At 61.9% G+C, this 26,882-nt stretch carries 25 protein-coding genes, 1 tRNA gene and 1 pseudogene; 16 read left to right on the top strand and 11 right to left on the bottom strand.

Features of this window, described 5'->3' with window-relative positions; genetic code table 11:
* Positions 1–169: 169 nt before the first annotated feature.
* The 3 genes from HB777_02630 to HB777_02620 all read left to right on the top strand — a co-directional run bounded on the left by HB777_02630 (position 170) and on the right by HB777_02620 (position 3,663).
* Positions 170–1,933, top strand: a complete 1,764-nt coding sequence (locus tag HB777_02630; protein ID QND62916.1) for a tetratricopeptide repeat protein — start codon at positions 170–172, stop codon at positions 1,931–1,933.
* A gap of 199 nt (positions 1,934–2,132) precedes the next feature.
* The gene (locus HB777_02625; GenBank protein QND62915.1) at positions 2,133–2,936 is read left to right on the top strand and encodes an alpha/beta fold hydrolase; all 804 of its coding nucleotides are present in this window, start codon (positions 2,133–2,135) and stop codon (positions 2,934–2,936) included.
* A gap of 109 nt (positions 2,937–3,045) precedes the next feature.
* Entirely contained in the window at positions 3,046–3,663 is a 618-nt protein-coding gene (locus tag HB777_02620) for a hypothetical protein (GenBank protein QND62914.1), read from the top strand.
* Here the strand turns inward: HB777_02620 and HB777_02615 are convergent.
* Positions 3,647–4,612: a metallophosphoesterase gene (locus tag HB777_02615; GenBank protein ID QND62913.1), complete on the bottom strand. Its 966-nt coding sequence runs from the start codon at positions 4,610–4,612 to the stop codon at positions 3,647–3,649. The genes HB777_02620 and HB777_02615 overlap by 17 nt on opposite strands.
* Before the next feature lie 35 nt (positions 4,613–4,647).
* Between HB777_02615 and HB777_02610 the strand changes: the two genes are divergently transcribed.
* On the top strand, positions 4,648–5,142 hold the full coding sequence (locus HB777_02610; GenBank protein QND62912.1) for an NUDIX domain-containing protein: 495 nt from the start codon (positions 4,648–4,650) through the stop codon (positions 5,140–5,142).
* Position 5,143: 1 nt separating this feature from the next.
* Here HB777_02610 and HB777_02605 read toward each other — a convergent pair whose 3' ends face one another.
* On the bottom strand, positions 5,144–6,136 hold the full coding sequence (locus tag HB777_02605) for a glutathione S-transferase family protein (protein QND62911.1): 993 nt from the start codon (positions 6,134–6,136) through the stop codon (positions 5,144–5,146).
* A gap of 273 nt (positions 6,137–6,409) precedes the next feature.
* Between HB777_02605 and HB777_02600 the strand changes: the two genes are divergently transcribed.
* From HB777_02600 to HB777_02575, 6 genes are all read left to right on the top strand, one after another.
* On the top strand, positions 6,410–6,946 hold the full coding sequence (locus HB777_02600) for an N-acetyltransferase (GenBank protein ID QND62910.1): 537 nt from the start codon (positions 6,410–6,412) through the stop codon (positions 6,944–6,946).
* Between the two features lie 61 nt (positions 6,947–7,007).
* Positions 7,008–7,769 carry a 3-hydroxyacyl-CoA dehydrogenase gene (locus HB777_02595; GenBank protein ID QND62909.1) on the top strand — a complete coding sequence of 254 codons (762 nt, stop codon included), beginning with the start codon at positions 7,008–7,010 and terminating at the stop codon, positions 7,767–7,769.
* A gap of 6 nt (positions 7,770–7,775) precedes the next feature.
* Positions 7,776–8,951, top strand: coding sequence for a CoA transferase (locus tag HB777_02590; protein QND62908.1), 1,176 nt, complete (start codon positions 7,776–7,778; stop codon positions 8,949–8,951).
* 31 nt (positions 8,952–8,982) lie between these two features.
* Positions 8,983–9,771: a HugZ family protein gene (locus tag HB777_02585; GenBank protein ID QND62907.1), complete on the top strand. Its 789-nt coding sequence runs from the start codon at positions 8,983–8,985 to the stop codon at positions 9,769–9,771.
* A 145-nt stretch (positions 9,772–9,916) separates the two neighbouring features.
* The gene (locus HB777_02580; protein ID QND68627.1) at positions 9,917–10,261 is read left to right on the top strand and encodes a winged helix-turn-helix transcriptional regulator; all 345 of its coding nucleotides are present in this window, start codon (positions 9,917–9,919) and stop codon (positions 10,259–10,261) included.
* Positions 10,262–10,468: 207 nt separating this feature from the next.
* Entirely contained in the window at positions 10,469–11,272 is an 804-nt protein-coding gene (locus HB777_02575; protein ID QND62906.1) for an RNA methyltransferase, read from the top strand.
* Between the two features lie 2 nt (positions 11,273–11,274).
* Here HB777_02575 and HB777_02570 read toward each other — a convergent pair whose 3' ends face one another.
* Positions 11,275–12,405, bottom strand: a complete 1,131-nt coding sequence (locus HB777_02570; protein ID QND62905.1) for a hypothetical protein — start codon at positions 12,403–12,405, stop codon at positions 11,275–11,277.
* Positions 12,406–12,658: 253 nt separating this feature from the next.
* Positions 12,659–13,240 carry a DUF1134 domain-containing protein gene (locus tag HB777_02565; GenBank protein QND62904.1) on the bottom strand — a complete coding sequence of 194 codons (582 nt, stop codon included), beginning with the start codon at positions 13,238–13,240 and terminating at the stop codon, positions 12,659–12,661.
* A gap of 344 nt (positions 13,241–13,584) precedes the next feature.
* On the opposite strand from HB777_02565, the gene HB777_02560 reads away from it, so the two are divergent.
* Complete coding sequence (locus HB777_02560) at positions 13,585–14,214, top strand: histidine phosphotransferase (GenBank protein ID QND62903.1); 630 nt, start codon at positions 13,585–13,587, stop codon at positions 14,212–14,214.
* Positions 14,215–14,450: 236 nt separating this feature from the next.
* Positions 14,451–14,855: a response regulator gene (locus tag HB777_02555; protein ID QND62902.1), complete on the top strand. Its 405-nt coding sequence runs from the start codon at positions 14,451–14,453 to the stop codon at positions 14,853–14,855.
* 98 nt (positions 14,856–14,953) lie between these two features.
* On the opposite strand, the gene HB777_02550 is transcribed toward HB777_02555, so the two are convergent.
* Positions 14,954–15,649, bottom strand: coding sequence for a response regulator transcription factor (locus HB777_02550; protein QND62901.1), 696 nt, complete (start codon positions 15,647–15,649; stop codon positions 14,954–14,956).
* Between the two features lie 449 nt (positions 15,650–16,098).
* Here HB777_02550 and HB777_02545 point away from each other — a divergent pair, with 449 nt between their 5' ends.
* The gene (locus HB777_02545) at positions 16,099–16,476 is read left to right on the top strand and encodes a flagellar export protein FliJ (protein ID QND68626.1); all 378 of its coding nucleotides are present in this window, start codon (positions 16,099–16,101) and stop codon (positions 16,474–16,476) included.
* Positions 16,477–16,604: 128 nt separating this feature from the next.
* On the opposite strand, the pseudogene HB777_02540 reads toward HB777_02545, so the two are convergent.
* Positions 16,605–16,976, bottom strand: a pseudogene (locus HB777_02540) (helix-turn-helix transcriptional regulator).
* Between the two features lie 90 nt (positions 16,977–17,066).
* Between HB777_02540 and HB777_02535 the strand changes: the two are divergent.
* Complete coding sequence (locus tag HB777_02535; protein ID QND62900.1) at positions 17,067–17,993, top strand: NADP-dependent oxidoreductase; 927 nt, start codon at positions 17,067–17,069, stop codon at positions 17,991–17,993.
* A gap of 88 nt (positions 17,994–18,081) precedes the next feature.
* Here the strand turns inward: HB777_02535 and HB777_02530 are convergent, their stop codons facing one another.
* Positions 18,082–18,357: a DUF1153 domain-containing protein gene (locus HB777_02530; protein ID QND62899.1), complete on the bottom strand. Its 276-nt coding sequence runs from the start codon at positions 18,355–18,357 to the stop codon at positions 18,082–18,084.
* 288 nt (positions 18,358–18,645) lie between these two features.
* Here HB777_02530 and mnmA point away from each other — a divergent pair, with 288 nt between their 5' ends.
* A complete protein-coding gene (mnmA, locus tag HB777_02525; protein QND62898.1) occupies positions 18,646–19,836 on the top strand; it encodes a tRNA 2-thiouridine(34) synthase MnmA in 1,191 nt (396 codons plus the stop codon).
* A gap of 21 nt (positions 19,837–19,857) precedes the next feature.
* On the opposite strand, the gene HB777_02520 is transcribed toward mnmA, so the two are convergent.
* On the bottom strand, positions 19,858–20,817 hold the full coding sequence (locus tag HB777_02520) for a Gfo/Idh/MocA family oxidoreductase (GenBank protein ID QND62897.1): 960 nt from the start codon (positions 20,815–20,817) through the stop codon (positions 19,858–19,860).
* Between the two features lie 240 nt (positions 20,818–21,057).
* Here HB777_02520 and HB777_02515 point away from each other — a divergent pair.
* Positions 21,058–21,134: transfer RNA gene (locus tag HB777_02515), tRNA-Met, on the top strand.
* A gap of 440 nt (positions 21,135–21,574) precedes the next feature.
* On the opposite strand, the gene HB777_02510 is transcribed toward HB777_02515, so the two are convergent.
* The 3 genes from HB777_02510 to HB777_02500 form a co-directional block, all read right to left on the bottom strand.
* Complete coding sequence (locus tag HB777_02510) at positions 21,575–22,234, bottom strand: hypothetical protein (protein QND62896.1); 660 nt, start codon at positions 22,232–22,234, stop codon at positions 21,575–21,577.
* Positions 22,235–22,617: 383 nt separating this feature from the next.
* Positions 22,618–25,746, bottom strand: a complete 3,129-nt coding sequence (locus tag HB777_02505; protein QND62895.1) for an efflux RND transporter permease subunit — start codon at positions 25,744–25,746, stop codon at positions 22,618–22,620.
* The gene (locus HB777_02500) at positions 25,746–26,855 is read right to left on the bottom strand and encodes an efflux RND transporter periplasmic adaptor subunit (GenBank protein ID QND62894.1); all 1,110 of its coding nucleotides are present in this window, start codon (positions 26,853–26,855) and stop codon (positions 25,746–25,748) included. The genes HB777_02505 and HB777_02500 overlap by 1 nt, the downstream gene beginning before the upstream one ends.
* Between the last annotated feature and the right edge of the window lie 27 nt (positions 26,856–26,882).

Raw genomic sequence — 26,882 nt, 5'->3', positions numbered from 1 at the left:
AGTATCGGGACCGTCCCACTCTGGTGATCGGTTCCGATCTTTCGGCCATTAACCACCGTCGAATTATCCGGTGGGGTACGCGATCGCATAATGGGGTGTATACTTGTGTGGTGGTGCGGGACCTATATGATCGCGCCTTAACCTGTGCCGACTTCGAGAGGATCGACACTTGCAGCATGCCACGCCTGCCGCCCCCGCAGTGCGCGAGACACTGGAGCGACTGCTTGCCAGCCAAACGTTCGGCCGGTCCGAGCGTGCGCGCAAGCTGCTGCGTTATCTTGTCGAGCGTGAACAGGCCGGCGAAGGCGACAGGCTCAAGGGCTTCTCCATTGCCATGGATGTTTTCGGCAAGGACGGCGATTTCGATCCGTCGACCGATGCCGTGGTGCGTGTGCAGGCAGGCAGGCTGCGCGAGCTTCTGCAGCACTATTTTGCCAATGAGGGCATTGCCGAACCCGTCCGCATCGCCATTCCGCGCGGCGGCTATGTTCCTGCCTATGAACTGAACGCGATCCGGCTGCCGGATGTTGCCGAGCTCAAACTCGACGGCGCTGTATCCGCCGATCCTCCCAACGACGCCAGCACGGGCATGCTGCACGCGGTATCGCTGGCTTCGGTATCGTCTTCGCCTGCCCCTTCGGTGGCGCGTCATCTCCGCTTCTTCTGGGTGGCGATCGCCCTGGTCATCGCCATGCTGGGCGTATTGATCCTTCGTCAGGGCAGCGCTGCCTTGCTGGCGGGCGGAGACATGTCGGCAACGCTCCAGACCGCCGGCGCAACCGGCAGCATCGTGCCATCGGCAATGGCTGACGTCCTGCCGCTCGTCCATATCGACGTCAAGGCGGAAGGCACTGACGCCAGCCGTGTCGCCGCGTCGCTGCGTGCCGGCCTGAGCGGCTTCGATACGATCGACTTCATCGGCCGCGACACCGCCACCGATCCGGCCGACGATGCCACGAGCTTCATATTCGACATCCTGCCCGGACCAAACGCGGGCGACATCACCATAGAACTGCAAAGCATGGCGTCCGGACGGGTGCTTCTTTCACGCAATCTCACCCCTGCCGACAGTGCACCTGCCGCGGTCGAAGACCGTATCGCCGATATGCTGAGTTCGGCGCTTCCCGCCTCGGGCACGATCTACAACTATATCGAGCAGACCGGCGCGCCGAACGGTCTGACGCAATGCCTGCTGCTCAACGATAAATATTATCTCGACCAGAACGCCAGGACCCATGAGGCTGCCTATCGCTGCCTCGAGAAACTGGCCAATGGCGGAGCGAAATCCTCGCTCGTTTATTCGGAACTTGCCTCCCTGCATCTCGAGGCGGTCTCCGATCATTACGCCTATCCGCCCAATGCGACGGTTGAAAAGGCAATGGAGTTTGCCCATCGCGGCGTGCAGATGGGGCCGACCAGCCCTTACGCGCATCGCTCCTACGGCTATGTCAGTTCGCGCCTCGGCAACACCGACGAAGCGATCCGCTGGATGCGCAAGGCCTACGAACTCAATCCCTACGATCTCGGCATGGCTGCCACCTACGGCTATGGGCTGATCTTCGCCGGCCGCTACGCGGAGGGAACGCCGATCCTTGCCCATGCCGTGGAGACCTTCAGCGGCCACTCGACATGGTGGGATTACGGACTGTTCGTCGGCGAGTTCATGCGGGGCGACATGAACAAGGCCATCGCGGCCAGCACGGCACTGAGGACGACGGCAACGAAATCGCACTATCTGGCGGCGCGGCTGATCGGCGCCAAGGCTGCCGGACAGGACCATCTGGTGAGCACTCTGCTGAACCAACTGACCACCGAATTCCCCAAATTTGCCGCCGATCCGCGCGCGACCTTCGTCGAGCGGAAATATCCGGCCGACCTGACCGAGCGGCTGGTCCAGGCGCTGCGCGCTGCCGGGCTCGGCAACCCGAGCTGACACCAATCAACCTCCGCGGATTGAGCGCGCGGCGTTCCGATGGATTTCCTGCGCTCCATCGCATGATGCTGGCCAAGCGCCGAGTATTGTCCACAACCGTACAAATCGCGAAAATTTTACTGGCCATTGCCATGGACTAGGCGCAATCCAGCCACAATTGGTGTTCCGCATTCCCACAATAGCAAAAAACTCAGCTTTCATGACCGCATCGCTTTTTGCCGCCGAACAGGGTGTTGGCTCGAAGGCCATTGTCCTGCTGCATGGTTTCGGCGGCTGCCACGATATCTGGCGCGAGGTGATTTCCGCCCTGGCGCCTTCCACGCACACGCTGGCCTATGATCTGCCGGGGCATGGGATGTCGCTCGATTTTCCCGCCGCCGGTCCAGCCAAGGTGGCGGCAAGGGCCGTGCTCGCTGACCTCTCGGAGCGGCGCCTGAAGCGCGTTCATCTGGTGGGCCACTCGATGGGCGGTGCGGTGGCGGCGCTGATGGCGCTGGCCGCGCCCGAAAAAATAGCCTCGCTGACGCTTTTGGCGCCGGGCGGCCTAGGCCCCGAGATCAACGGACCACTGTTGCGTCGCTATGCCGACGCAGCCGATCGGTCCGAGATCCGAGCCTGCCTCGCCGCCATGTCGGGGCCGGGAATCCGGCCCTTCGATCGCACCGTGGACGTTCTCTGGGAAATGCGCAGGCGACCCGGCCAGCTCGAAAAACTCGTCGAGATCGCAGCCGCCATGACCATGGCCGATCGGCAAGGCGTCATCCCGCATGATCTTCTCGACGGGCTGAACATGCCGGTCATGGTGGTGTGGGGAACCGACGACGCGGTGCTGCCCTTTGCTCAGGCCGATGATCTGCCGGCACATTTTCATGTGCACCATGTGCTGGAGGCCGGCCATATGCTGGCCGAGGAAGCACCCGACCTCATTGCCGAGATCATTCGCCGCAACACCAACCGCCGCGCCAGGCCGTATCGCCAGAAATTCGCCGCCGCGGCCAGCTGACCTTTTCGCGCACAACACTTTCCTGAGCCTCGATCCCGTCCACCTGCCAGTGCATTTTGCCGGCGGCTGTGTTAACCCCGTGTTAACCAAACCCGCGAGGCAGACGCCGATGAAGGAAGCAGGCGAGAAGACCATCGACCAGTCGAAGAAACTGTCCGATGCCATCCGTGATGTGAAAAATGCCTTCGCCGACCGCGACGACGTCGTCGTCGATATGCGTGAGGCCCATCGCATGCGCCTCGATCTGCTTGCCGCCGAGCTGGCGCCGGTTTTTGCCGATGTTCCGGCCGACATGGACAATTTCGACTTCGTCGTCTCGTCCGGCTTGCAGCCGCGCCTGTGGATCGACGCCGTCAGCCATGTCGCCATGGGACGCGACCGCCGCACCTATCGCTTCCTCAAGGACACCCGTATCGGTCGGGTGGTGCTTGCCGAATCCACGGAGATGAAGCCGGTTGTCGATTCCGTGACGCGCTATGTCGCCGAACGTATCGTCGAGCGTCAGAGGATGATGGAAGGCGGGGTCGAGCCGGCTGTCGCCGGCATGAAACGCGCCGATGTACCGGAAGCCGAACCGCCGCTGCGCGCGACGACGCGCGGCAAGGGCTGGTCGGCCTTTCTGTCGGGGCTTGGCCTGGTCGCTGCCGGCGCGCTGGTCGGCCTTGTGGTGTCGGTCGTCCTGTTCTGGGACCGCATCGTGGCCATGGTTGTCAACTTGCGGCCATAGCGGCTCCAGCCGGAGCACCGAGCTCCAGCGTCTGCAGATCGGATGGCGGTATGGACGGCCCGGTCAGGCCGCGCCGTGTCAGCCGTATCAGCCAATTGCCCTTTTCACCGTCGATGTCGAACAGATTGTACTGCGCCGCCGGGTGCTTGCCGCCTGGCGCCTGGCCGGCGGCAGCAACGCCGACCGCCGGGATCCTGACGCCTCGACCGCCGATGAAGAACAGCGACGGCAGATGCGAGTGGCCGTGCAGCACAAGTTCGGCGCCATGGCGGCGAATGATCTTGTGAAAGCGGGCGATGCCGAACAGCCGCTTGTGCTGCGGGACCGCGCCGCGCACCGGCGGATGGTGGATCATGATGACGCGGAACAGCCCCTGTCCGGCGGTGTCCCGTAGGATTTTGCCGAGCCGCTCCGCCTGGCCTTCCATGAAGAACCCATTGGCCATGAAGGGTGCCGTGGCGCGCGCCGTCGAGACGCCGATCAGCGCGACATTGCCGCGCACCCGCAGATAGGGGAAGGCGTTGCGGTCGACCGGCGTGTTGACGCCGTCGCCGCTCATCCACGCCGCCCAGGATCGGCAGACCTTGTCGAAGGCGCCGGGCACATAGGCGTCATGGTTGCCTGGAACGACCGAAACATCATGCGGCGGTCCCAGCGTCTCCAGCCAGTGCTTGGCCATCTCGATCTCGCCATCGAGCGCCAGATTGACCAGGTCGCCGGTGACGGCGAGATGGTCGGGCGTGTTCGCCTTGATGTCGGCGACGATCGTGTCGATGACGGCGTCATGCATGTGGCGGCGGCGGTTGCGCTGCCAGTTGACGTAGCCGAGCACGCGCTTGGAGGCGAGATCGCGATAGGATACATCGGGGAGCGGCCCCAGATGGACATCGGAAATATGCGCGAGCCTGAACATTTCTTCTTCATAGGCGACGGGCGCGCGGCTTTCCACACAAGGTTTCCTTTCCAGCCACGGTTTCGCAGCTGATGGCGAAGCCTGAAGATGCCTTCCGCCAGACCGGCTGGGCGGGCCTCAGGGCCAGGCTGTTCCATCTCTATTTCGTGCTGCGGCGGCCGATGACGCTTGGCGTGCGCGGCCTGATCCACGACACCGCGTCCAATTCCGTCTTCCTCATTCGCCATACTTATGTGCCGGGCTGGCAGCTTCCCGGCGGCGGCGTCGAAGTCGGCGAGACGCTTGCCGAGGCGCTGGAACGTGAGCTGGCGGAGGAAGGCAACATCGCGCTGACTTCGCCACCCACGCTGAAGTCGATGCATTTCAATCGTCGCGCCAGCCGCCGCGACCATGTCGGCTTCTATCTGATCGAGCAGTTCAGCCAGACGGCGCCGAAGCTGCCGGACCACGAGATCGCCGAAGCCGGCTTCTTCCCGCTCGACCGCTTGCCCGAGAAAACGACGCCGGCGACCCTGCGCCGGATCGCCGAGATTTTTGGCGGTGAGCGGCCCTCGCCCTACTGGTAGATCAGGCCGCCGCCTTCTCGAACCGCGCCCGGTCATGCCGTGCGCCGTAATCCAGTTCCGGTCCGACAGGCACGATCCGCGTCGGATTGATCGTTTCGTGGCTGCCGTAGTAATGCGCCTTGATGTGATGCAGGTTCACGGTCTCGGCGACACCAGGCACCTGGTAGAGGTCGCGCAGATAATTCGACAGGTTCGGATAGTCGGCGATGCGGCGCAGATTGCATTTGAAATGGCCGACATAGACCGGGTCGAAGCGCACCAGCGTGGTGAACAGCCGCCAGTCGGCCTCGGTGATACGGCCGCCGACGAGATAGCGCTGTTTTGACAGCCGCTCCTCCAGCGTATCCAGCGCCGCGAACAATTCGCCGAACGCCTCTTCATAGGCGCGTTGCGTGGTGGCGAAGCCGGTCCGATAGACGCCGTTGTTGACCGCGGGATAGACCAGCGCATTGATGCGGTCGATCTCGCGGCGCAGGTCCTCGGGATAGAAATCCAGGCTGGCGTCACCCCATCCATCGAAGGCTGAATTGAGCATGCGGATGATCTCGGAAGACTCGTTGGAGACGATGGTCTGCTCCTTTTTGTCCCACAGCACCGGCACCGTTACCCGACCCGAATAGGCGGGATCGGCCTTGGCATAGATCTGGTGCAGGACGTCGAGGCCGTAAAGCGTGTCGCCGGTGGCGCCGTCCTCAGCCACGAACGTCCAGCCGTCGGCGCCCATGAAATGATGCACCACCGACACCGATATGATGCCTTCCAGCTTCTTCAGCGTGCGAAAGATCAACGTCCGGTGCGCCCACGGACAGGCAAGCGAGACATAGAGGTGATAGCGCCCGGGCTCGGCCTTGAAGCCGCGCGTCCGGCCTTCGGCAGGCGCTCCGTCAACGGTGACCCAGTCGCGCCATTGCGAGTTTGTGCGCACGAACCTGCCGCCATTGTCAGCCGTATCGTACCAGCGATCCTGCCACCTGCCTTCAACCAGCAATCCCATGCAAATCTCCTTGCGTCCTGTTGGTTCATGTAGGCGCAAGGCTGCCCTGTCGAAGACGTCAGGTGCTGAACAGACCGTCACTTGGCAGAAACGACGGACATATCAGGCCGATTGCAGCGGCGGGAAATTGATGCTAGCGGACAATCCGCATGTTCGACTTTGCTTTGATCCGGTTTGACCGACGACGAAAGGGCGCCCGCGCTTGATGAAGCGCTGACTGGCGAATGCTGCCGTTTGCAGCAAACCTTTCCTCCTTACCGGAACGCAAAGACCATGAGCCTTGCCGACGTGAAATACCTGCCGGAAACCCCGGCGCATGACCCTGAGATCGAAGCCATCAACGACGAAGCCTTCGGGCCCGGCCGCTTTGTGCTGGCCGCCTACAAGATTCGCGAAGCCGGAGGGCACGAACGCTCGCTGTCCTTTGTCGCCGTCGACGGCGACCTTGTCGTCGCCTCGGTGCGCATGACCCGCGTCGCCGCCGGCGCCGGTCGCGCGCTGATGCTCGGGCCGCTTGCGGTGCGGCCGGCCTTCAAGAATCTCGGCATCGGCCGCCGGCTGGTGGCGATCGCGCTGGAGGCGGCCGCCAAGGCCGGTGCGCCTGCGGTCATGCTGGTCGGCGACGAACCCTATTACGGTCCGCTCGGTTTCAAGCGGATCCCGCGCGGCCAGATTTCGATGCCGCGCCCCGTCGATCTCGACCGGCTGCTGTCACACGAGATCGCACCGGGTGCGGTCGCCAGGCTCTCGGGCGAGGTCTGCCACGCCGATCAGGCCAGGGTGGCCGATCCTGTCGCGGCGATGGCTTGACCTTTCCCGTCGATCCGGCGCCTGATCCGTCCCACTGTTCCTGAGATCAAAGGATGACGCCATGAACCCGAACGGCCAGATCGCGATCGTCACCGGCGGCGGCTCCGGCCTTGGCGAGGCGACGGCGCGCGCGCTGGCCGCCAAGGGCGCCCGCGTTGCCATCTTCGATGTCGGTATCGATCGCGCCACCAAGGTCGCGGCCGAGATCGGCGGCATTGCCGTCCAGTGCGACGTCAGCAGCGCCGACAGCGGGACCGCTGCATTCGCCGACGTCGCCGCCAAGCTTGGCGAGCCGCGTATCCTGGTCAATTGCGCCGGCATCGCCATTGGCGTGAAGACGATCGGCAAGGATGGTCCCCATCCGCTCGATCAGTATCGCAAGGTGATCGAGGTCAATCTGATCGGCACGTTCAACATGATCCGCCTCGTCGCCGAGCGCGCGTCAAGGCTCGAGCCGCTGCAAGGTGGCGAGCGCGGCGTCATCGTCAACACCGCTTCGGTTGCCGCCTATGATGGCCAGATCGGCCAGGCCGCCTATGCGGCGTCCAAGGGCGGCGTCGTCGGCATGACGCTGCCGGTGGCGCGCGACCTTGCCCGTTCCGGCATCCGCGTCTGCACCATCGCGCCTGGCATCTTCAAGACGCCGATGATGGCCGGCATGCCGCAAGAGGTGCAGGATTCGCTGGGCGCCGCCGTGCCCTTCCCGTCGCGCCTGGGCGAACCGTCCGAATATGCCGCTCTCGCCCTGCACATCATCGAGAACCAGATGTTGAACGGCGAGACCATTCGCCTCGACGGCGCCATCCGCATGGCGCCGAAATAGCTGGTCATGAGCACCGGCCTGTCCGCTGCCGGGAAGACCGGCCCGCTTGCCGGGCTGAAGGTGATCGAGATGGCCGGGCTCGGCCCCGTGCCACTGGCCGGCCTGTTGCTATCGGAGATGGGTGCCGAAGTGCTGCGCATCGAACGGGCGGGGACGAGCCAGCTCCTGTCGCTGCCGGATGAGTACAACATCGACCGCCACGGCCGCGCCCTCCTGCGCCTCGACCTGAAGCGTCGGGAAGGCATCGATCTGCTGCTGCGCCTGGCCGAAAAGGCGGACATCTTGCTCGAAGGGTTTCGTCCCGGCGTCATGGAACGGCTTGGCCTCGGCCCCGAAGCGGTGCTGGCGCGCAATCCGGCGCTGGTCTACGGCCGCATGACCGGCTTCGGCCAGGACGGCCCGCTCGCCAGCCGCGCTGGCCACGACATCACCTACCTCGCCTATTGCGGCGTGCTGCACACCATCGGTCACGCCCAAGGCCGTCCCGTCCCGCCGCTCAACCTGGTCGCCGACTATGGCGGCGGCGCCATGATGCTGATTGCCGGCGTGCTGGCCGCCCTGTTTCAACGCTCGCGCACGGGCAAGGGCGAGGTCATCGACGCGGCGATGGTCGAAGGCGCCTCGATGCTGGCGGCGCCCTTGCACGCCTTGATGGCGGCCGGCCTATGGGGCGAAAAGCGCGGCACGAACCTGCTCGATTCCGGCGCTCCCTTCTACGACACCTATGAGACGGCAGACGGACGCCATATCGCCATTGGCTGCCTCGAGCCGCAATTCTTCGCCGAATTCGCCAGGCTGCTGCCGCTCGACGAGCGCTTTGTGTCCGGCCAGTACGACAAAGCACTGTGGCCGCCGATGCGCGCGGCCATTGCCGATCGGGTCCGGCAGAAATCGCGCGACGACTGGGACCTGCTGTTTGCCCAGACCGATGCCTGCGTCGCCCCCGTCCTGTCGCTGCAGGAGGCGAAGCGCCACCCGCACAATCGGGCGCGCAACGCCTTTGTGACGGCGGGTGCATTAGAGCGCCCTGCCCCGGCGCCGCGTTTCTCGAGCTCGCAACCGACACTGGCCACTATGCCCGGCGATGAGGATTTGTCGCCGGCTACAATCCTGGCACGTTTCGGCTTTGCGAAAGCCGAGATCGACGACCTTGTCAAATCCGGCTTGCTGACCGATAACTAGAGAAGATAAATCAACTTATTGCGGTGAGGCCTTGGACGAACCGAAGAAGGACGTGATCCGCGAGACGGACGCCGAAGCAATCCGGCTGGGCAAGACGCTTCTGCGCAGCGCCCGCTTTGGCGCTCTGGCGGTAGTCGAACCGCAAACCGGCTGGCCGCTGGCCAGCAGGGTCGGCGTGGCCACCGACATCGACGGCGCGCCGCTGATCCTGGTGTCGATGCTCTCGGCGCACACCGGCGCCTTGCTTGCCGATCCGCGCTGCTCCCTGTTGCTTGGCGAACCTGGCAAAGGCGACCCGCTGGCGCACCCGCGCCTGACACTGGTCTGCCAGGCGGCACGGCTTGAGCGCGGATCAAGCGAACACGCCCGCGCCGAACGCCGTTATCTCAATCGCAATCCCAAGGCGAAACTTTACGCCGGTCTCGGCGACTTTTCGATCTTTCGCCTCGAGCCGCAACGCGCCAGCCTCAACGGTGGCTTCGGCAAGGCCTATCAGCTCGATCAATCGGATCTGCTCACCAGCGGACCGATCGTCGACGAACTGGCGGCGAGCGAACAATCCGCCATCGACCACATGAACGCCGACCATCTCGACGCGATCGCCGTTTATGCAAAGCATTTCACGAAAGTGTCCGGCAACGGCTGGAGTGTTGCCGGATTTGATGCCGATGGTATGGATCTGGTGTCGGGCGACGATGTTTGCCGCGTCTTCTTCCCACAACCCTTGGCAGCGGCACGCGAATTGCGACACGTTCTGGTCGAAATGGCCAGGGTCGGCCGGGCCTCGGTCGACACCGGGACTGGACTTAATTATATTTGATTAAAACCAACACTTGAGATTTAAAGGAAATGCTCTACCTTTTGCCGGTGACGTTGAATCGCCTGCGCCGATTCACGTGTGAGTTTATGGAATCAGATGCCATTGCCCCCATGGCGTCAGGATGAACAAGAAGCATGGGGGATCGATGGTCTCGACAAAGCTAATCGTCAACGCCGAATCGGCGGCCGAATTTCTCATGCTGATGGGCAATGAGAAACGGCTGTTGATCATGAGCTATCTCGCCGACGGTGAAATGTCGGTTGGCGCCATCGCCGAGAAGGTGATGCTCAGTCAATCCGCCCTCTCGCAGCATCTGGCGAAGTTGCGGGCGCTCGACCTCGTCGAAACCCGCCGCGACCGGCAGATGATTTACTATTCCTGCAAGTCCGATGCCGTGCGCGAACTGCTTGGCATGCTTGATGGCATTTTCGGCAGCGGCAAGGATGACCTGTCCCAGATGGCGCACCGTTTGCGCCGTGCCGGAACCTGACCACCCTGTAACTGCTGACCTCGCCGGCGACTTCAGAGCGACATGCGCCCATCCGGGCGCACAGAGCCAGCCGGAGCGATATGCGCCCATCCGGGCGCACAGAGGTAGCTGATCGTCTCGAATTGTCGCATCGTGCTTTCCGAACCAAAGGTGAGCGCCGCGGATCGGTCCGGATTTTCGGGCCGATGCGACGGCCGCGAGGAATGCATGGATCCCATTCGCATTGACGACCCGCAAGATCCGCGCGTCGCTGCCTATCTCGACATCCGCGAGCGCGACCTCGCCGGCCGGCAAGGCCGCTTCATCGCCGAAGGCAAGGTTGTGTTGGACCTGCTGCTCTCGGCCGGACGCTTTGCCGCCGAATCGGTTCTGATCCTGGAAAACCGGCTGGCCGGCCTCGAGGGCATCCTGCGCAAAGCACCGGCCGACCTCCCGGTCTATGTCGCCACCAGCGCGGTTATGGACGCAATCGCTGGATTTCACATGCATCGCGGCATCCTGGCCATGGGACGCAAGGGGCCGCCGCTGTCGGCCGAGGCTCTTCTCGATGCCCTGCCGGCCCAGGCGCTGGCCGTGGTGCTCGTCGGCATCGCCAACCATGACAATATGGGTTCGATCTTCCGCAATGCCGCCGCCTTTGGCGCCGACGCGATACTGCTGGATGCGACATGCTGCGATCCGCTCTACCGCAAGGCGATCCGCGTTTCCGTCGGCGCCGCGCTCAAGATCCCTTTCGCGTCGTTCACCGACACCGCCGGCTTCACGACGATGCTCGTCCGGCGGGGCTTCGAACAATTCGCGCTGTCGCCACGCGGGCTGACCGACATCCGCAATACGCAGCGGAGCGAGCGCCTGGCGCTCTATCTCGGCACCGAGGGCGAAGGCTTGCCGGACAGCCTGCTCGCAAGCCTGCACACCGTGCGGATCACCATGTCGGAAGGCTTCGACAGTCTGAACGTCGCAGCCGCATCAGCCATTGCGCTGCATCATTTTTCGGCAAAAGAGAGCTGATTTCAGCCTGCCACGTCAGCCTTCTGCAAATCCCGCACGCGGTCGGCAAGACTGCGGTTGCCGGAGCGTGCATCCGACGGCGCCGCCAGCGCCTTGGCGATCGGCGAACCAGGCCCCTCGAGTTTGGCCGTCAGATGGACGACCTCCGCCGCGAGTTCGTTCATCTGCTCGCGCAGGGCGGAGCTGCCTTCCGTGGGATTGGACGCGGCCAGCGCGGTGAGATCCGCCTTCAGCCGCTTGTTCTCGCGCGCCAGCGCCGTCAGCCTGGCCTCGAGCCGCTCACGGTCGCTGTCGAGCTTGGCGATTGCCTTGTCGAGATCGTCGCCCTTGGCGGTTTCGCCGCCCTTGCCGACCAGCCGCAAGGCCGGTGCACTGTCCTCGGCTTTCGATTTTTCACGCATGCGCGCCAGTTCCTTTTCGCGGCGGTCGAGCTTGTCCTCGCGATCGGCAAGCGTGGCCAGCAGCCGTTCGACCTTCTTGTCGAGCTCGGCGGTCCTTTTCTTCTCGGTTTTCAGGGCGTCGCGCGCTGCCTTGCTTTCGGTCGCGATCTCCTGGCCGCGCCTGTCCGCTTCCTTGCGCTGGCCGCGCAGCAGCGCGATGTCGCTGGCGAGTTTCTGCATTTCGGATTCGCGCGCCACGAGCTCGATCTGCCGGCTGCTGGAGGAAAAACTGGCGTCGTCATACATGTGCTCCAGCTTTTCCAGCTCGAGCGCGCGTTTTTCCAGCTTGCGTTCGGTCTCCTTGAGCCGCTCCGAAAGCTGCTGCAACTCGCCCTCGCGCTGACGCAACGCTTCGTTCTTGGCGCCGAGCTCGGTCAGCGCCTGGTTCTTGTCCATGCGCTCGACCGCCAGCCCCTTCAGGGACTCGCGGCCGCGATTGATCTCGACGAGCTGTTCGGCCGCCTTCTCGCGCAACGCCTTGACGCTGATTTCGAGGCGGCGCGTCGACATGGCGTACTCGGCGCGGATGCGGTCCTTGTCCGCCTGGATCTCGGTTTGCGTCAGGGGGATCGAGCCTTCGATGCGTCTGCGTGTCAAAGCGACGGCGCGACGCCATATGGCCGGAGCCACCATAAGCGCCAGAAAGCCGGCGCAGAGAAAGCCTAGGACGAAGAACAGGACCGACTGGACCAAGTGACTACCCGTTGTGGACGGCAACCATCAAACCAATGCATGTCGCCCAAAAATGGAACCGGTTCTGGGACAACGACATGCAACAAGATAAAACCAAAAAAGCGCTGCGTGCGCTTTTGACTGTGCCACGTTGACATGGCGGAAATCCAGCGTTGCGGCAAGGGTTTGCCGCAACGGTACGGGTTTAATGCATGTCGCCCAAAAGCGGTCCCGGTTTTGGGAGAACGACATGCATGGGCCAAAGACCTTTAACTCAGAACGGATTCCAGGTGGCGCGCTCGGTAAGCTTCAGATAGCCGAGATTGACGCCAAGCCGGGCACCGACACCGGTGCGGATCGGCACCAAAATCACATTGTTGTTCTTCAGCACGTTGAAGCCGACACCAGCCACCACATAGGCCGACCCGGCGACGCCGCCATAGCGGTTGTAGAGGCTGCCCACATCGTCGAGATTGTAGACCAGCATCATCACCCGCGACCCCTCGCCGCCGAAATCCCAGCCGAGCGACGGGCCTTGCCAGAACACTTTGTGATCGCCGGCATTCTTGGTGTAGAGCGTGCCTTCGCCGTAGGTCAGGCCGCCGATCAGCGCGCCCGAGCCCTCTTCGCCCAGCAGATAGCCGTTGGGCAGGCCGTAGGAAGCAAAAATCTTCTCGACAACCGTGGCGAGCCCGCCTGATGTCGCGCCGAAGAACTTGTGACCGGAATCGACAATCTCCTGAGCGGTGTATTCCTGGGCCCGCAGGGCTGAAGTCGAGAAGACGAGAACGCCCAGGAGCGTGACCGCCATTGAGAAGACACGGAGAAAGCTCCGGTCGTAGTATCGGGAAAACATGCTTCCAATCTCCGTCAGGGAGCACCTTCGCCGACGCCTCGCACCCCGTACGGCTCTTTTAGCCGGCCGTTAAGGGTAACTGTTACGGGCAAACTATGCCGTAATCCTTTTTCAACCATTAAGCTCCCACATGAACATGGCGGTTCGAAGGCTGTTTGGGGTCGCTCAAGTGGGTCGGCAGCCTGCGTGAACACGTCATTTGCCACATCCACAATTTTGGATTTGTTGCTGCACGCACGGGTGCTGTGTATTCAGAAAGCCCGAGGAGAGAGCGTGATTCGCGTGGGCAGGCGACGATCGATCGCTAGGCCATGAGTAGTGAAATTTTGCAGGGATTTTCGCCGATGGCCGAACTGTTCACCCTTTCCGCACCCGATCTGGCAGCGCTTTTGTGCAGTCGGGTCTGCCACGACATCATCTCGCCGGTCGGCGCGATCAACAATGGGCTCGAACTCCTCGATGAAGGCGGCGCCGACGAAGACGCCATGAAGCTGATCCGTCAGAGCGCCCGCAACGCTTCGGCCCGCCTGCAGTTCGCCCGCATCGCCTTCGGCGCCGCCGGCTCGGCCGGCATGCTGATCGATACCGGCGATGCCGAAGCGGTCGCCATCGCCTTCCTGAAGAACGAAAAGCCGGAACTGACCTGGAACGGGACCCGGGCACTGCTGCCCAAGAACAAGGTCAAGCTGCTGCTCAACCTGATCCTCGTCGCCAACGCCGCCATTCCGCGCGGCGGCAAGCTTTCGGTAACGCTGGAAAACCTCGAGACCGAGCCGCGTTTCGCGCTTGCTGCGGCTGGCCCGATGCTGCGTGTGCCGCCGAAATTCCTCGAACTGCATTCCGGCCACAAGCCGGAGGAACCGATCGACGCGCATTCCGTGCAGCCCTATTACACGCTGCTTCTGGCACGCGAGGCCGGCATGACGATATCGATCCACGCGACGCCGGAAGAAATCGTGCTTTCGGCGGCTTGATAGCGCAATCGAGCAATCGAAGTATTTTTACATCGAAATCTGTAATTCCGGCCCAACGACATGAAATGCGTTTGGTCGCCTGGGCAGCGTCGAAGCATTCGCGAATGAAAGCAAGCAGCCGCCATCTTTGTAAAAATTTTACCTAACGCCTTTTCGGCTTCTTTACCAGATTGGCCTATGGTGCGTCTGGATGCCCCCGACGCTACCGGATTGCCAGAAGGCGAAGAGGACCGGAAATGAAACGCTGCATGTTCGTCGACGATTCAAGCGTCATCAGGAAGGTTGCAAAACGCATCCTGGGCGGCTCCGAAATGATTGTCATCGAGGCAGCCAGCGGACTTGACGCGCTGGAGATGTGCGCCGCCGACATGCCCGACATCATCGTCGTCGATGGCGCCTTGCCCGATGTGCCGGCGGTCGATTTCATCCGGCGCGTGCGCGCCATGGAGAGCCCGATAAGGCCGCAAATCCTGATTTCACTGGTCGAGCTCGATATCGCCTCGATCATGCGGGCCAAGCGCGCCGGCGCCCAGGGCTATCTCTTGAAGCCATTCAACCGGCCGCAACTGCTCGAGCGTTTTCGCACCTTGAAGATCGCACCTGATTCGGCGGCGTTGAGCAATTCCAGGAAAAGCGCGTGACGCGCCTTCCGTCCAAAAGTGCGTAAAAACAAATAGTTATCAGCTAAAATGCGAAAACCCGGCCGAGGCCGGGTTTTTTGTTCGAACGTGTTCGTCGCTCAGGCGCTGACGCGGATGTCTTCCGGTTCGCGCAGCACATAGCCGCGACCCCAGACCGTCTCGATATAATTCTGGCCGCCGGATGCCGCGTCGAGCTTCTTGCGCAGCTTGCAGATGAAGACGTCGATGATCTTGAGTTCAGGCTCGTCCATGCCGCCATAAAGGTGGTTGAGGAACATTTCCTTGGTCAGCGTCGTGCCCTTGCGCAGCGAGAGCAGCTCCAGCATCTGGTATTCCTTGCCGGTCAGGTGTACGCGCTGGCCGCCGACTTCGACGGTCTTGGCATCGAGGTTGACCACCAGGTCGCCGGTGGTGATGACCGACTGGGCATGTCCCTTGGAGCGCCGCACGATGGCATGAATGCGGGCAACCAGCTCATCCTTGTGGAACGGCTTGGTCATGTAGTCGTCGGCGCCGAAGCCGAGGCCGCGCACCTTGTCCTCGATGCCGGCCATGCCGGAGAGGATGAGGATCGGCGTCTTTACCTTGGAAAGGCGAAGCGTTCTCAAGACCTCGTAGCCCGACATGTCAGGCAGGTTGAGATCGAGAAGGATGATGTCGTAATCGTAGAGCTTGCCTAGATCGACGCCCTCTTCACCGAGATCGGTCGTGTAGACGTTGAAACTTTCCGATTTCAGCATCAGTTCGATGCTTTGTGCGGTTGCACTGTCATCTTCTATCAGCAGAACACGCATTTCATTCCCCTTTTCTGCTGCCGGACCATTTCACGACCCGTCCGGACCCGGAGCAGTGGTTGCCTTGTGCAGAGGCTGCCATCAAATGGTTAACAAAACCTAATTTCCCGTCCACGACGGTACCAGATTTTTTAACCTCTTTCTACACCCTCTTGAATCTAATAACGAATCCAGAACCAAATTCCTAATGCAACACATCAACAATCTGGACTAAGTGACTCCAGGGACTCATCGACGTCGCTTCCGCATCGGCGGCCGAATTTTTACCCGGCCTTAAGTCCTGACCCGTATGATTAACAATGCCCGTAAACGAATGGTTACCGCCGGCAAAAAACTTTAGGGTTTTGTTTCCCATAGTTCGGGGAAAGACGGTGGACACGGGTGCGGCCTGGGCTCTTCCAGGCGGTTTGGACGATAAGTGCGGGTGTGCGTTTCCGGGAGTACGAATCATGAAGTCACGTGAAAACCTCGTTCGGCTGAAACAGTTTCAGGTGAATGAGAAGCGGCGGCAGCTGCTGCAGCTCGACATGATGATCGCCGAGTTCGAACGCATGGCCGTCGAGCTGGAGCTTCAGATCACCGCCGAAGAAAAGAAGGCCGGCATCACCGACATCAACCATTTCGCCTATCCGACCTTCGCCAAGGCGGCACGTTTGCGCCGCGACAACCTCAGAAATTCGCAAAGCGACCTCGCGCAACAGCGAAGCACTGCCGAATCATTACTCGGCGAAGCTGAAGCGGAGCTTTCCAAGGCGGAAATGCTGGAATCGCGTGACACCAAGATCCGCGAAGCCGAAATCGGCGGCCGCAGCGCCATGATCGGCTGAAGCCGGCCTGTTCGCGACATAATCGCTTGCCACCCGGCGAGTGCATGAGCTCGGCTTCCAGCCTTTGGCGGGAAGGCCGCCAAGAGAACTGAAAACCGCCCTAGGCGGCCCAATCCCCCTTCACCATCGGCAATTGCCCTTGCACGGGCATCCTTGATATCCGGTGCATGCTGCTCGGCCCATGATCTGATCTGGGTAAGCAGTCCCGCCAGGTTCTGGCCGAGCTCGGTCAATTCATATTCGACACGCGGCGGGATGACCGGGAAGATCTCGCGCCGCACCAGTCCGTCGCGCTCGAGCACGCGCAGCGTCTGCGTCAGCATCTTCGGCGTGATGCCTTCGAGCTTGCGGGCAAGCTCGCCATTGCGCAGCCGGCCTTTGCGCAGCGCGCAAACCACCAGATAGACCCATTTGCTGGCCAGCATCTCCAGCACGGTGTGCGAGGGGCACGTCCGCCGGAAAGCGTCATAGCCGAAACCGCGGTCGTCTTCACTATCCATGAGGTGCGTATATATCATTTGGGTACATACTGGACAAGAGACTATTACTATCCAAATGATAGTGGCGAAAACCAAGCAGGAGATATCCCAATGCGTGCCGCTATTCAGAATTCCGTCGGCGGACCCGACGTCCTTGTCATTGCCAATCGGCCCGACCCGACGCCAAAGGCCAGCGAAGTGCTGGTCCGCGTCAAGGCGGCCGGCATCAATCCGGTCGATGGCGCCGTCCGAGCCGGTTACTACCCGTTGCTCGGCGAGCCGCCCTTCATACTGGGTTGGGATATCTCGGGAACTGTCGAAGCGCTGGGCGCCGGAGTTTCCGGCTTCCGGGTCGGCGACGAGGTGTTCGGCATGCCCCGCTTTCCCAAGCAGGCGGCCGCCTATGCCGAACTGACTGCGGTTCCTGCCGATGAAATCGTACTGAAACCGAAAGGCGCCGACCACCTCCAGGCAGGCGCCCTGCCATTGGCCGGCCTGACCGCCTGGCAAGGCCTCGTCCGCCATGGCGGGCTGAAATCGGGCCAGCGCGTGCTGATTCACGCCGCAGCCGGCGGCGTCGGCCATCTCGCGGTACAGATCGCCAAGGCGCACGGCGCTTACGTCGTCGCCACAGCCAGCCCGACCAAGCTCGATTTCGTCCGCAAACTCGGCGCCGATGAGGTCGTCGACTACACCAGGGGCGATTTTACCGACCAGGTTCGCGACATCGACCTGGTGTTGGACCCAATGGGCGGCGACCACGCCGAACGTTCGCTGAAGGTCCTCAAACGTGGCGGCGTGCTCGTGTCATTGCTCGATGTCAGCGACGCCACCAGGGCGCAGGCCGGGGCGCGCGATATCCGGGTCGAGCGTATGTCCGTCGTGCCCGACCGGGAGGGCCTGCTGGAACTGGCTCGGTTGATCGATGCCAACAAGCTCACCGTCCATGTGGCAAAGAGCTTCCCGCTCGAGCAGGCGGGGGCCGCTCACGCCTTCCTCGCCACCAAGCCGATCGGCAAGGTTGCACTGACCGTCTGAGCGCCAGAAGGCTCGCTTCCAGAAAAAAGCGTTTTGGAAAACACGAAGGGCGCGGATTACCCGCGCCCTTCGTCTAAATGCACAACTGTCAGTGCCGGTATTGCTGGATGCGCGTCGTGCGCAGCCCGGCAAGGCCATATTCGTCGATCGACGCCTGCCAGGACAGGAATTCCTCGGTGGTGAGCTTATAGCGTTGGCATGCCTCGTCCAGGCTCAAAAGCCCGCCGCGCACTGCCGCAACCACTTCCGCCTTACGCCGGATAACCCAGCGACGTGTATTGGTCGGCGGCAGATCGGCAATCGTAAGAGGGCTGCCGTCAGGCCCGATAACATACTTGACTCTCGGTCTAACCAGATCGGTCATCGTACTCTCTACAAAAAACTCAAAGACCCAATCCCCGCCACGTTACCGCCACAGCTTTAAAAATTGCCTAAGCAGACCCTAATGACTAGGTAAGGATCATGAACGCCGCGTTAGTCTTTTCGCAGGCATTTGAAACATCTCCCCGGCAAGCCTGATTTGCCGGGGAAAATTGCATCTCTTTGCGGGCTCGGCCGCAACCGGTGAATCGCCCTGTGCGCTGGCGCGACCGCAAAGCTTGACCTATATTCTCGACATTGGCATTGAGGCGCCGCGCAGAACGAAAGCACCATGAACAGTCTCGATCTCCCCGGACGTCCCGAAAACACCCGCATCGTCGTTGCCATGTCGGGCGGTGTCGATTCATCGGTCGTCGCCGGCCTGCTGAAGCGCGAGGGCTACGATGTCGTCGGCGTCACCTTGCAGCTCTACGACCATGGCGCGGCGACGCACCGGGCCGGCTCATGCTGCGCGGGGCAGGACATCGACGATGCCCGCCGTGTCTCCGAGACGCTCGGCATCCCCCATTACGTGCTCGACTACGAGGAGCGCTTCCGCAAGGCGGTGATTGATCCCTTCGCCGAGAGCTACGTCGCGGGCGAGACGCCGATCCCCTGCGTTTCCTGCAACCAGACGGTGAAGTTCGCCGACCTGCTGGCCACCGCCAAGGAGCTTGGCGCCGACGCGCTGGCCACCGGCCACTATATCCGCTCCGGCGCCAACGGCGCCCACCGCGCGCTCTACCGGCCGGTCGATGCCGACCGTGACCAGAGCTATTTCCTGTTCGCCACCACGCAGGCGCAGATCGACTATCTGCGCTTTCCGCTCGGCGGCCTGCCGAAGCCCGCGGTTCGCGCCATTGCCGAGGAGATGGGGCTGACGGTCGCCGCCAAGCAGGACAGCCAGGACATCTGCTTCGTGCCGCAGGGCAAATATTCCGACATCATCGCCAAGCTGAAGCCGACCGCCGCCAATCCGGGCGACATCGTCCACATCGACGGCCGCGTGCTCGGCCGCCATGAGGGCATCCTGCGCTACACGATCGGCCAGCGCCGCGGCATCGGCATCGCTTCCGGCGAGCCGCTTTATGTCGTCCATCTCGATGCCGATCGCGCCCGCGTCGTGGTCGGCCCGCGCGAGGCGCTGGAGACGCACAAGATCTATCTGCGCAACATGAACTGGCTGGGCGACGGACCGCTCACAGACGTCCCCGCCGGCGGCCTGGAGCTGTTCGCCAAGGTTCGCTCGACGCGACCGCCGCGCCCGGCCGTGCTGCATCATCGTGCCGGCGCCACATGGGTGGAACTGGTCGACGGCGAGTCCGGCATCGCGCCGGGACAGGCCTGCGTGCTCTATTCCGACGACGGCAACGAGGCCCGCGTGTTCGGCGGCGGTTTCATCGAGCGCTCGGAGCGCGGCGCCGAGGCCGAGGCCATGCTGACCCGGCTGGCCGCCAGGCCGGCGCAGATTCCCGCCGAATAGGGGCTCCGTCCTCTCGGAGTCTCAGGATTTGGTGTGGGTGACCGTGCCAGCGGTCAGGATGCGCAGCACCCTGATCGCTTCCTCGCCGCTGGTGCGCGGCTCGGCACGCGTCTCGATGCACTGGATGAAGTGCTCCAGCTCACGCGTCAGCGGCATGCCCTGGGCGACCGCGACATAGGACGGCTCATTGGTGGTAAAAGCCCATTGGCCACTGTCCTGCCACACCGCGTGGCGGTAGACGGCAAGCTTGCGTTCCCATGGCTCGACGTCGTCGAACACCGCCATCGCCTTGGTGCCGACCACGGTCAGCCGCCGCTCGCGATAGGGATTGAGACGCGAGGTGAAGAGATGGCTGCGCAGACCGTTGGGAAAACGCATGTGCAGATGCGCGAAGTCGCTGAGATTGTCGAGCAGGGCGGCCCCCTCGCCGCGAACCTCGATCGGCTCTGTGCCGGTGATCGCCAGGATCATCGACAGATCGTGCGGCGCCAGGTCCCACAGCGCGTCGTTCTCGGTGTGGAACTTGCCGAGGCCGAGCCGATGCGAGTGGATGTAGCGGACTTCGCCGAGTTCGCCCTTGTCGATCAGCTCTTTCAGCGTCTCGAAGGCGGGATGGAACCGCAGCACATGGCCGACCATGAAGACGCGGCCATTGTCCTTGGCCGCCTGCACCGCACGCTCGGCGTCGGCGACCGTCAGCGCGATCGGCTTTTCGACCAGCACGTCCTTGCCGCTCTCGACGGCACGCACGGCAAGGTCGGCATGGAATTGCGGCGGCAGTGCCATGACGATGGCGTCGATATCGTCACGGACGAACAACTGGTCCGGCTCGATCGCCAGGCAGTCCTGCTCGCTGGCGAAGCCTTCGGCACGGGCCCGGTTGGTGTCGGAGACCGCGTGCAGCGCGCCGAGCGCCTTGAGGGTGCGGATGTGGTTGCTGCCCCAGTATCCGCAACCGAGGACTGCAATGCGCGGCTTCATCTGTTTCAAACTCTAAAAACTCGTGGCCGAGACATAGCGACGTGCCCCTTCGAACTCAACCCCGGCGGCAGCAACCAAATGTCTGCGCGGCAAAGCTTTTCGATAATGACGATAAGCCGGCAAGCCGGTTGCTTCGAAGCTTGACAGGCTCACCCTCCCAACCTTATATCCGCGCGACCTTGGCGAACGCCCCCGACATGCCTTTCGATTTGAGGCGGATTTCGGGCCTTTCGCCGCCCTGGCGGGGTAGCTCAGTTGGTTAGAGCACGGGAATCATAATCCTGGGGTCGGGGGTTCAAGTCCCTCTCCCGCTACCAGTCTCACTAAGCCGTTGATTTTAAAGGCTTTTTTGGCTTACGGCGGCTACCACATTCCCCGTGGCTCGCTTGCGCGGCAGGGGTAAGCCATTGATTTCATTTGATTTCTAGGACCTTGGTTTTCGCGTCTCGAACACCCGAAAATTTGCAACTACGGTATTTACGGTATCAAATTACGGTATCGAGCAAACGTCCGATACCGTAAACTTCGACGCATCCCGCAGTGCCTCTAGGTCCCGCAGAAACGTGAAATTACGTGCTTACAGGGGCTTAGGACGCCAGCCCTTGATCGCACCTAAAACGGTGGTGGTAGCCGGGCTTCGTCAAGTGAGTGCTGCGGCGGCACTCACTCTTCCAGCGGGCGTTTGAACAGGGAAATAGGCGCCCTTCTAAGCGCGTGACCAAATACGCTCGTCGAGTGTCTTGGGAGATACGAAAAGTTAGCGATTGGGAATGCCGAGCCGATCCATCTCATCGCTGATTTCAAACAGAAGAATCATGACATCGGAAACGTGAAATTCATCGCCGATGATCACACGACCATTGTCGGTTGGTGATAGTTGGTAATGGTGCCAATGAACCGATGCTGCGGTCATATTCGTGAAATACACGCGGCCGCCATGGGCGCAGGCATTGCGTATCACTCGGGCAAAATTCAAGATTGGTGGCCATTGCGTATAGTAATCTTTGCCAAGGATTGCTTTGAGATCATCCACGTATAGGTCCCAAAACATCACGAAAACGCTGGCGAAGAAGTATGGCGTTCCTTGAAAACCATTGGTGGATTTTTTCTTTAATCCCAAGGCAGCCATATTAGCGGCCTGTCTTCCCATGTCGTTATCAGTGATCCTCATTTCGATCGCCACGGGGTTTCGGTCGGCAATGGCATGAGCTACCGCGCCTTCTTCAAGCGGCATAGGTATCTCGATCTTCACGCCGAAGAGGTCGCTGCCTATAATGCAAACCTCAAAGCGGCGGATTTTCTCATTGAGGGCAATGGCCGTGCTCAATGCGTCCAGATAGATGCAAATTTGGAACAGATGGAAATGCAACCGATGTTTCCCAGGTTCTGAGCGTATGATGCCACGTAGCTTGGTCATGCAGAACTCCAAAGAAAATCAGCAGCGGTGCCACAGATCAAATTGTCTGGGCTAATTCTCGGCAATGCCGACAGCGGCGCACCGATTTGTAGCGGGAATCTAACTTCACAAGGCGGCGATGCAAATGGGTCTCGCCGCAGTGTAAGAACTCCGCCGATCACGGGTTGCCGTGTGGCGGAATACCGCAAAGATTCACGGTACTTCCGACATAAACATCTGAATTATAACGATTAAAGTATCCCTCTCCCGCTACCATTTGGTCAATAATATCAATCGGTTACGTGGGCATCCGCTACCGTTGGCCATACTGATTGCTCTCACTAGCATCGACACACGAACCCGCCAGCGCCCCGTGCAGACAAACGAGGCTCGGCAACGGTGCCCTACTCAGCAGCCATAACTGGTCGCATTTCCAGTTCCTCCGTCGAAACCTCATTGATTTCATCCGCAGTCGGGACCTCATCCGCAGTCGGCTTGATTCGGAACCACGCAGTGTAGAGCGCGGGGAGGAAGAGCAGGATCAACACCGTGCCGGCCGCCGTGCCGCCGATCAGTGTATAGGCCATTGAACCCCAGAAGACGGAGTGCGTGAGGGGGATGAAGGCCAGCACGGCGGCAAGTGCGGTCAAAATGACGGGCCGGGTGCGTTGCACGGTGGCCTCGATGACGGCGTGATAGTCGTCAATGCCGGCAGCGCGGTTTTCCTTGATCTGTTCAGTCAGGATCAGCGTGTTGCGCATCAGGATGCCGGCCAGCCCTATCATGCCCAGAATGGCGTTGAAGCCGAAGGGCTGGTGGAAGGTGAGCAGCATCGGCACGACGCCGACAAGGCCAAGCGGTGCTGTCAGCACGACCATGAACATCGTTGAGAAGGATCGCACCTGCAGCATGATGACGATCAGCATGGCGGCTATCATGGCCGGGAAGACTTTAGCCAGGGCGGTATTGGCCTTTTCCGCCTCTTCGATCGATCCGCCCATTTCGATGTGATAGCCGGCCGGAAGTGACGCAATCAAAGGCTGAAGGGCCTTCATGATCTGCTTGGAGACCTCCGGAGGCTGCGTCGCCTCATTGATGTCCGCGCGGATCGTGACAACGGGCGTGCGATCGCGGCGCTTCAGGATTGGCTCTTCCTGACGGATTTCCGAATGCCCGATCTGGTCGAGCGGAATCGAGCGGCCGTCTCGGCTCACGAGTGAGAAATCCGCCAGACGCGCCGGATCCAGCCGCTCACCGCCGGCGCTGCGTGCCACGATGGGGACATTGCGGATATCCTCGCGAACCTGCGTAACGGGGATGCCGGTGAGGAGGAATTGCAGTTGCTGTGCCACCTCCGCCGGCGAGAGGCCGATAAGGTTTAGTCGATCCTGATCCGGGACGAAGCGAAGTACGGGCGTGCGATTGCCCCAGTCGCGGTTGGCCTGTCGCACGTCCGGGACGCCCCGCATGATGTCGAGGGCCTTTTCGGAAATGCCGTAGAGTTGCGTGGAATCGGGTCCCATGACCCGGAACTCGACCGGGAACGGCGTGTAAGGGCCGAACACGAGTTGCGTAACGCGGACATACGCCTCGGGCGCAAGCCCCTGCGCCACGGCCTCCCGGAGCCGGTGCTTCAACGCCTCACGCGCTTCGGCGTCCGGGGTCAGCACGACGATCTTCGCGAAGGCAGGATCAGGCAGTTCCGGTGCCATCGCGAAGAAGAAGCGCGGAGCGCCCTGACCGACATAGCTCGTCACGATCTTGGCCTCGGGCTGGCTATCCAACCAATGTTCGAGCTTCTCGACCGCGGCGGTTGTCGTCTCGATGCTGGCACCTTCCGGCAGGCGAACCTCCACCAACACTTCGGGGCGGTCGGATGTCGGAAAGAACTGCTGTTTGATGCCCCCCATACCGACGACGGAAAGCGCGAAGGCGATGCCGACGATACCGCAGGTTACAAATTTATGCCGCACGGCAAAGGTGATGAGCCGCCGCAAACGTCGATAGTTAGGCGTGTTGTAAATGGCGTGGTGACCGCCTTCGACCGGTTTGATCGCGGGCAGCATTTTGACGCCGAGATAGGGCGTGAAGACCACCGCCACGACCCATGAGACGATGAGGGCGAACCCCACGACCCAAAAAATGTTGCCGGCGTATTCGCCGGCCGTCGAGCGCGCAAAACCCACCGGCACGAAGCCCGCGATCGTCACCAGAGTTCCCGATAGCATCGGCGCCGCAGTGTGGCTCCATGCATAGGCCGCCGCCTTGATGCGGTCCATGCCCTCTTCCATCTTCACCACCATCACCTCGATGGCGATGATGGCGTCGTCCACGAGAAGACCAAGCGCCAGAATGAGGGCGCCGAGCGTGATGCGATCGAAGAACCGGCCGGTTTCCAGCATGATGAGGAACACGACGGCGAGCGTCAGAGGGACGGCAGCCGCCACGACGATTCCGACACGCCATCCCATGCTGATCAGGCTGATCAGCAGCACGACGCCGAGCGCCATCGCGAATTTCAACATGAATTCGTCGACCGCCGAGGTGATGTTGACGGCTTGGTCGCTTACCTTGTCGAGCGTCATGCCGAGCGGCAGTGTTTGTGCGATCGCGGCAGTCTTGTCCTCAAGTGCCTTGCCGAGCGCGCGTCCATCCCAGCCCTTCTGCATAACCGCCGCGAGCATGATGGTGGGCTCGCCCTGACGCCGGATGAGGTATGTGGGAGGGTCCTCATAGCCGCGGCTGACCTCGGCAATGTCGGAGAGCTTCAACGTCCGCCCCGCAGCGACAATAGGCGTGTCGGCGATCGCCTGAACGCTGTCATAAGCGCCATCGACCCGAATGAAGAGCCGCGGCCCCATTGTGTCGATCGAGCCTGCGGGCGTGACGGTGTTCTGCCGCTGCAAGGCGGAGACGATGTCCTGTGCCGACACGCCGAGGGTTGCCAGCTTGGCATAGGAAAACTCCACGAATATCTGTTCGGGACGTTCACCAAGGATGTTGATCTTCTTGACGCCGGGCACGTGCAGGAGGTCCTGGCGGATCACCTCCGCCTGCCTCGCGAGCTCCCGCATCGGCATGCCTTTGGCCTTCAGCGCATAAAGGGCGAAGCTCACATCCGAATACTCGTCGTTGACGAAGGGGCCGAAGACGCCGGGCGGCAGGTTGCGGGCTTCATCCCCGAGTTTCTTGCGAGCCTGGTAGAACTCCTCCTGCACGACGGATGACGGTGTGCTGTCCTTCAGCGTGACCGTCATATACGCATACCCTGGCCGTGCGGTCGTCTCGACCCTGTCGTACCAGGTCAATTCCTGAAGCCGCTTCTCCAACGGTTCGGCGACGAGATCCTGCATCTCGCGCGCCGTCGCGCCCGGCCATGCCGTCGTAACCGTCATGGTCTTGATGGTGAAGCTCGGGTCCTCGGCCCGGCCGAGCATGAGGAAGGCGTAGGCACCGGCAGCCACCAGCAAGAGGATGAAGAACAGGGTGACGGCGCGTTCGCGAACGGCGATCGCGGACAGATTGAAGCTCATCATTTGTTCCCGCTTTCGGACGCAGTCCGGACGAGAGCGCCCTCCTGCAGGAGGTGGGCGCCGAGCGACACAATGGGAACGTTGGAATTCAATCCTGAGATCACAGCGGTCTCGCTGGTTACACGAACAAGCTGGACGGGCTGAAAGTGTACGGTCGAGGTGGCGCTATCCAACACCCAAACGCCGGTCTTCCGGCCATCATCGAGCACGGCTCCCAGTGGCACCTGAACCTCCGGCTGCTTCACCTGGCTTGCAAGCCGAATGGTTACCGTCGCGCCAAGCGGTGCCGCGGCAGCCTCGCCGTCGAGCACATAGCGGGCCTCATAGGTGCGGGTCTGGGCATCGGCGGAGTCCGACAACTGCCGCAGATGCGCTGAGTAGCGACGCTCATCGCCACCATACACGCTGGCCTCGGCCGCAGAGCCGATCGCCGGCCGGATCGTTTCGGGAAGCGTGACCACCGCTTCGCGGGGGCCGGCTTTGGCGATCCGGATGATTGGCTGGCCGGCAGCGACGACCTGCCCAGGCTCGCCGAGCGTTTCAACCACCATTCCATCCGCGTCCGCCAAAAGGACTGCATAGGCCGCTTCGTTTTCGGCGACCCGTGCGTCGGCCTCGGCGGCGGCGAGTTGCGCCTCGGCGGTATCCATCGCAGCCTTTGCCTGTTCGTAGCGCTGGGGTGTGACCCACCCACTGCCGAGCAAGCTGGCGTATCGCCGTTCATCCGGCTGTGTCTGAACGACGGTTGCACGCGCTGCGGCAACGGCGTTGCGCTTCGCCGAAAGCGCAAGGCGCAGATCGGTATCGTCAATCCGCATCAGCGGCTGACCGGCTTTGACATTCTGACCGACGTCCACCAGCCGTTCCACGATCTTGCCGGGAACCCGAAAGCCGAGATTGCTCTGCACCCTCGCCCCGATGATGCCGGTGAAGCCGCGTTCTGATCCGGTCACCGGCGCTGCCGACACCAGTCTGACGAATGGTGCTTCCTGCCTCGGGTCGGTCACCAAAGGGGCTTCCTGCGCAGGAGTAGCAAACGTGGCGAATGCCGCCGCCCATGACATCGCCGTCAGGGTCGATCCCAATACGATAACGGTTCTCTTTTTCACGCTGGTCGCCTCATCTCAAAATAGATT

The sequence above is a fragment of the Mesorhizobium loti genome (assembly GCA_014189435.1).
GTDB classification, from domain to species: domain Bacteria; phylum Pseudomonadota; class Alphaproteobacteria; order Rhizobiales; family Rhizobiaceae; genus Mesorhizobium; species Mesorhizobium loti_G.
The sequence above is the reverse complement of the archived record's forward strand: the minus strand, read 5'-3'. Positions and strand labels throughout refer to the sequence as shown.

Coding starts and splice junctions, on each gene's coding strand:
- HB777_02620 (QND62914.1), top strand. CDS start 3,046: ATGAAGGAAGCAGGCGAGAAGACCATCGACCAGTCGAAGAAACTGTCC.
- HB777_02600 (QND62910.1), top strand. CDS start 6,410: ATGAGCCTTGCCGACGTGAAATACCTGCCGGAAACCCCGGCGCATGAC.
- HB777_02505 (QND62895.1), bottom strand. CDS start 25,746: ATGAGCTTCAATCTGTCCGCGATCGCCGTTCGCGAACGCGCCGTCACC.
- HB777_02555 (QND62902.1), top strand. CDS start 14,451: ATGAAACGCTGCATGTTCGTCGACGATTCAAGCGTCATCAGGAAGGTT.
- HB777_02575 (QND62906.1), top strand. CDS start 10,469: ATGGATCCCATTCGCATTGACGACCCGCAAGATCCGCGCGTCGCTGCC.
- HB777_02520 (QND62897.1), bottom strand. CDS start 20,817: ATGAAGCCGCGCATTGCAGTCCTCGGTTGCGGATACTGGGGCAGCAAC.
- HB777_02535 (QND62900.1), top strand. CDS start 17,067: ATGCGTGCCGCTATTCAGAATTCCGTCGGCGGACCCGACGTCCTTGTC.
- HB777_02510 (QND62896.1), bottom strand. CDS start 22,234: ATGACCAAGCTACGTGGCATCATACGCTCAGAACCTGGGAAACATCGG.
- HB777_02530 (QND62899.1), bottom strand. CDS start 18,357: ATGACCGATCTGGTTAGACCGAGAGTCAAGTATGTTATCGGGCCTGAC.
- HB777_02590 (QND62908.1), top strand. CDS start 7,776: ATGAGCACCGGCCTGTCCGCTGCCGGGAAGACCGGCCCGCTTGCCGGG.
- HB777_02580 (QND68627.1), top strand. CDS start 9,917: ATGGTCTCGACAAAGCTAATCGTCAACGCCGAATCGGCGGCCGAATTT.
- HB777_02595 (QND62909.1), top strand. CDS start 7,008: ATGAACCCGAACGGCCAGATCGCGATCGTCACCGGCGGCGGCTCCGGC.
- HB777_02605 (QND62911.1), bottom strand. CDS start 6,136: ATGGGATTGCTGGTTGAAGGCAGGTGGCAGGATCGCTGGTACGATACG.
- HB777_02545 (QND68626.1), top strand. CDS start 16,099: ATGAAGTCACGTGAAAACCTCGTTCGGCTGAAACAGTTTCAGGTGAAT.
- HB777_02610 (QND62912.1), top strand. CDS start 4,648: ATGGCGAAGCCTGAAGATGCCTTCCGCCAGACCGGCTGGGCGGGCCTC.
- HB777_02565 (QND62904.1), bottom strand. CDS start 13,240: ATGTTTTCCCGATACTACGACCGGAGCTTTCTCCGTGTCTTCTCAATG.
- HB777_02550 (QND62901.1), bottom strand. CDS start 15,649: ATGCGTGTTCTGCTGATAGAAGATGACAGTGCAACCGCACAAAGCATC.
- mnmA (QND62898.1), top strand. CDS start 18,646: ATGAACAGTCTCGATCTCCCCGGACGTCCCGAAAACACCCGCATCGTC.
- HB777_02560 (QND62903.1), top strand. CDS start 13,585: ATGGCCGAACTGTTCACCCTTTCCGCACCCGATCTGGCAGCGCTTTTG.
- HB777_02625 (QND62915.1), top strand. CDS start 2,133: ATGACCGCATCGCTTTTTGCCGCCGAACAGGGTGTTGGCTCGAAGGCC.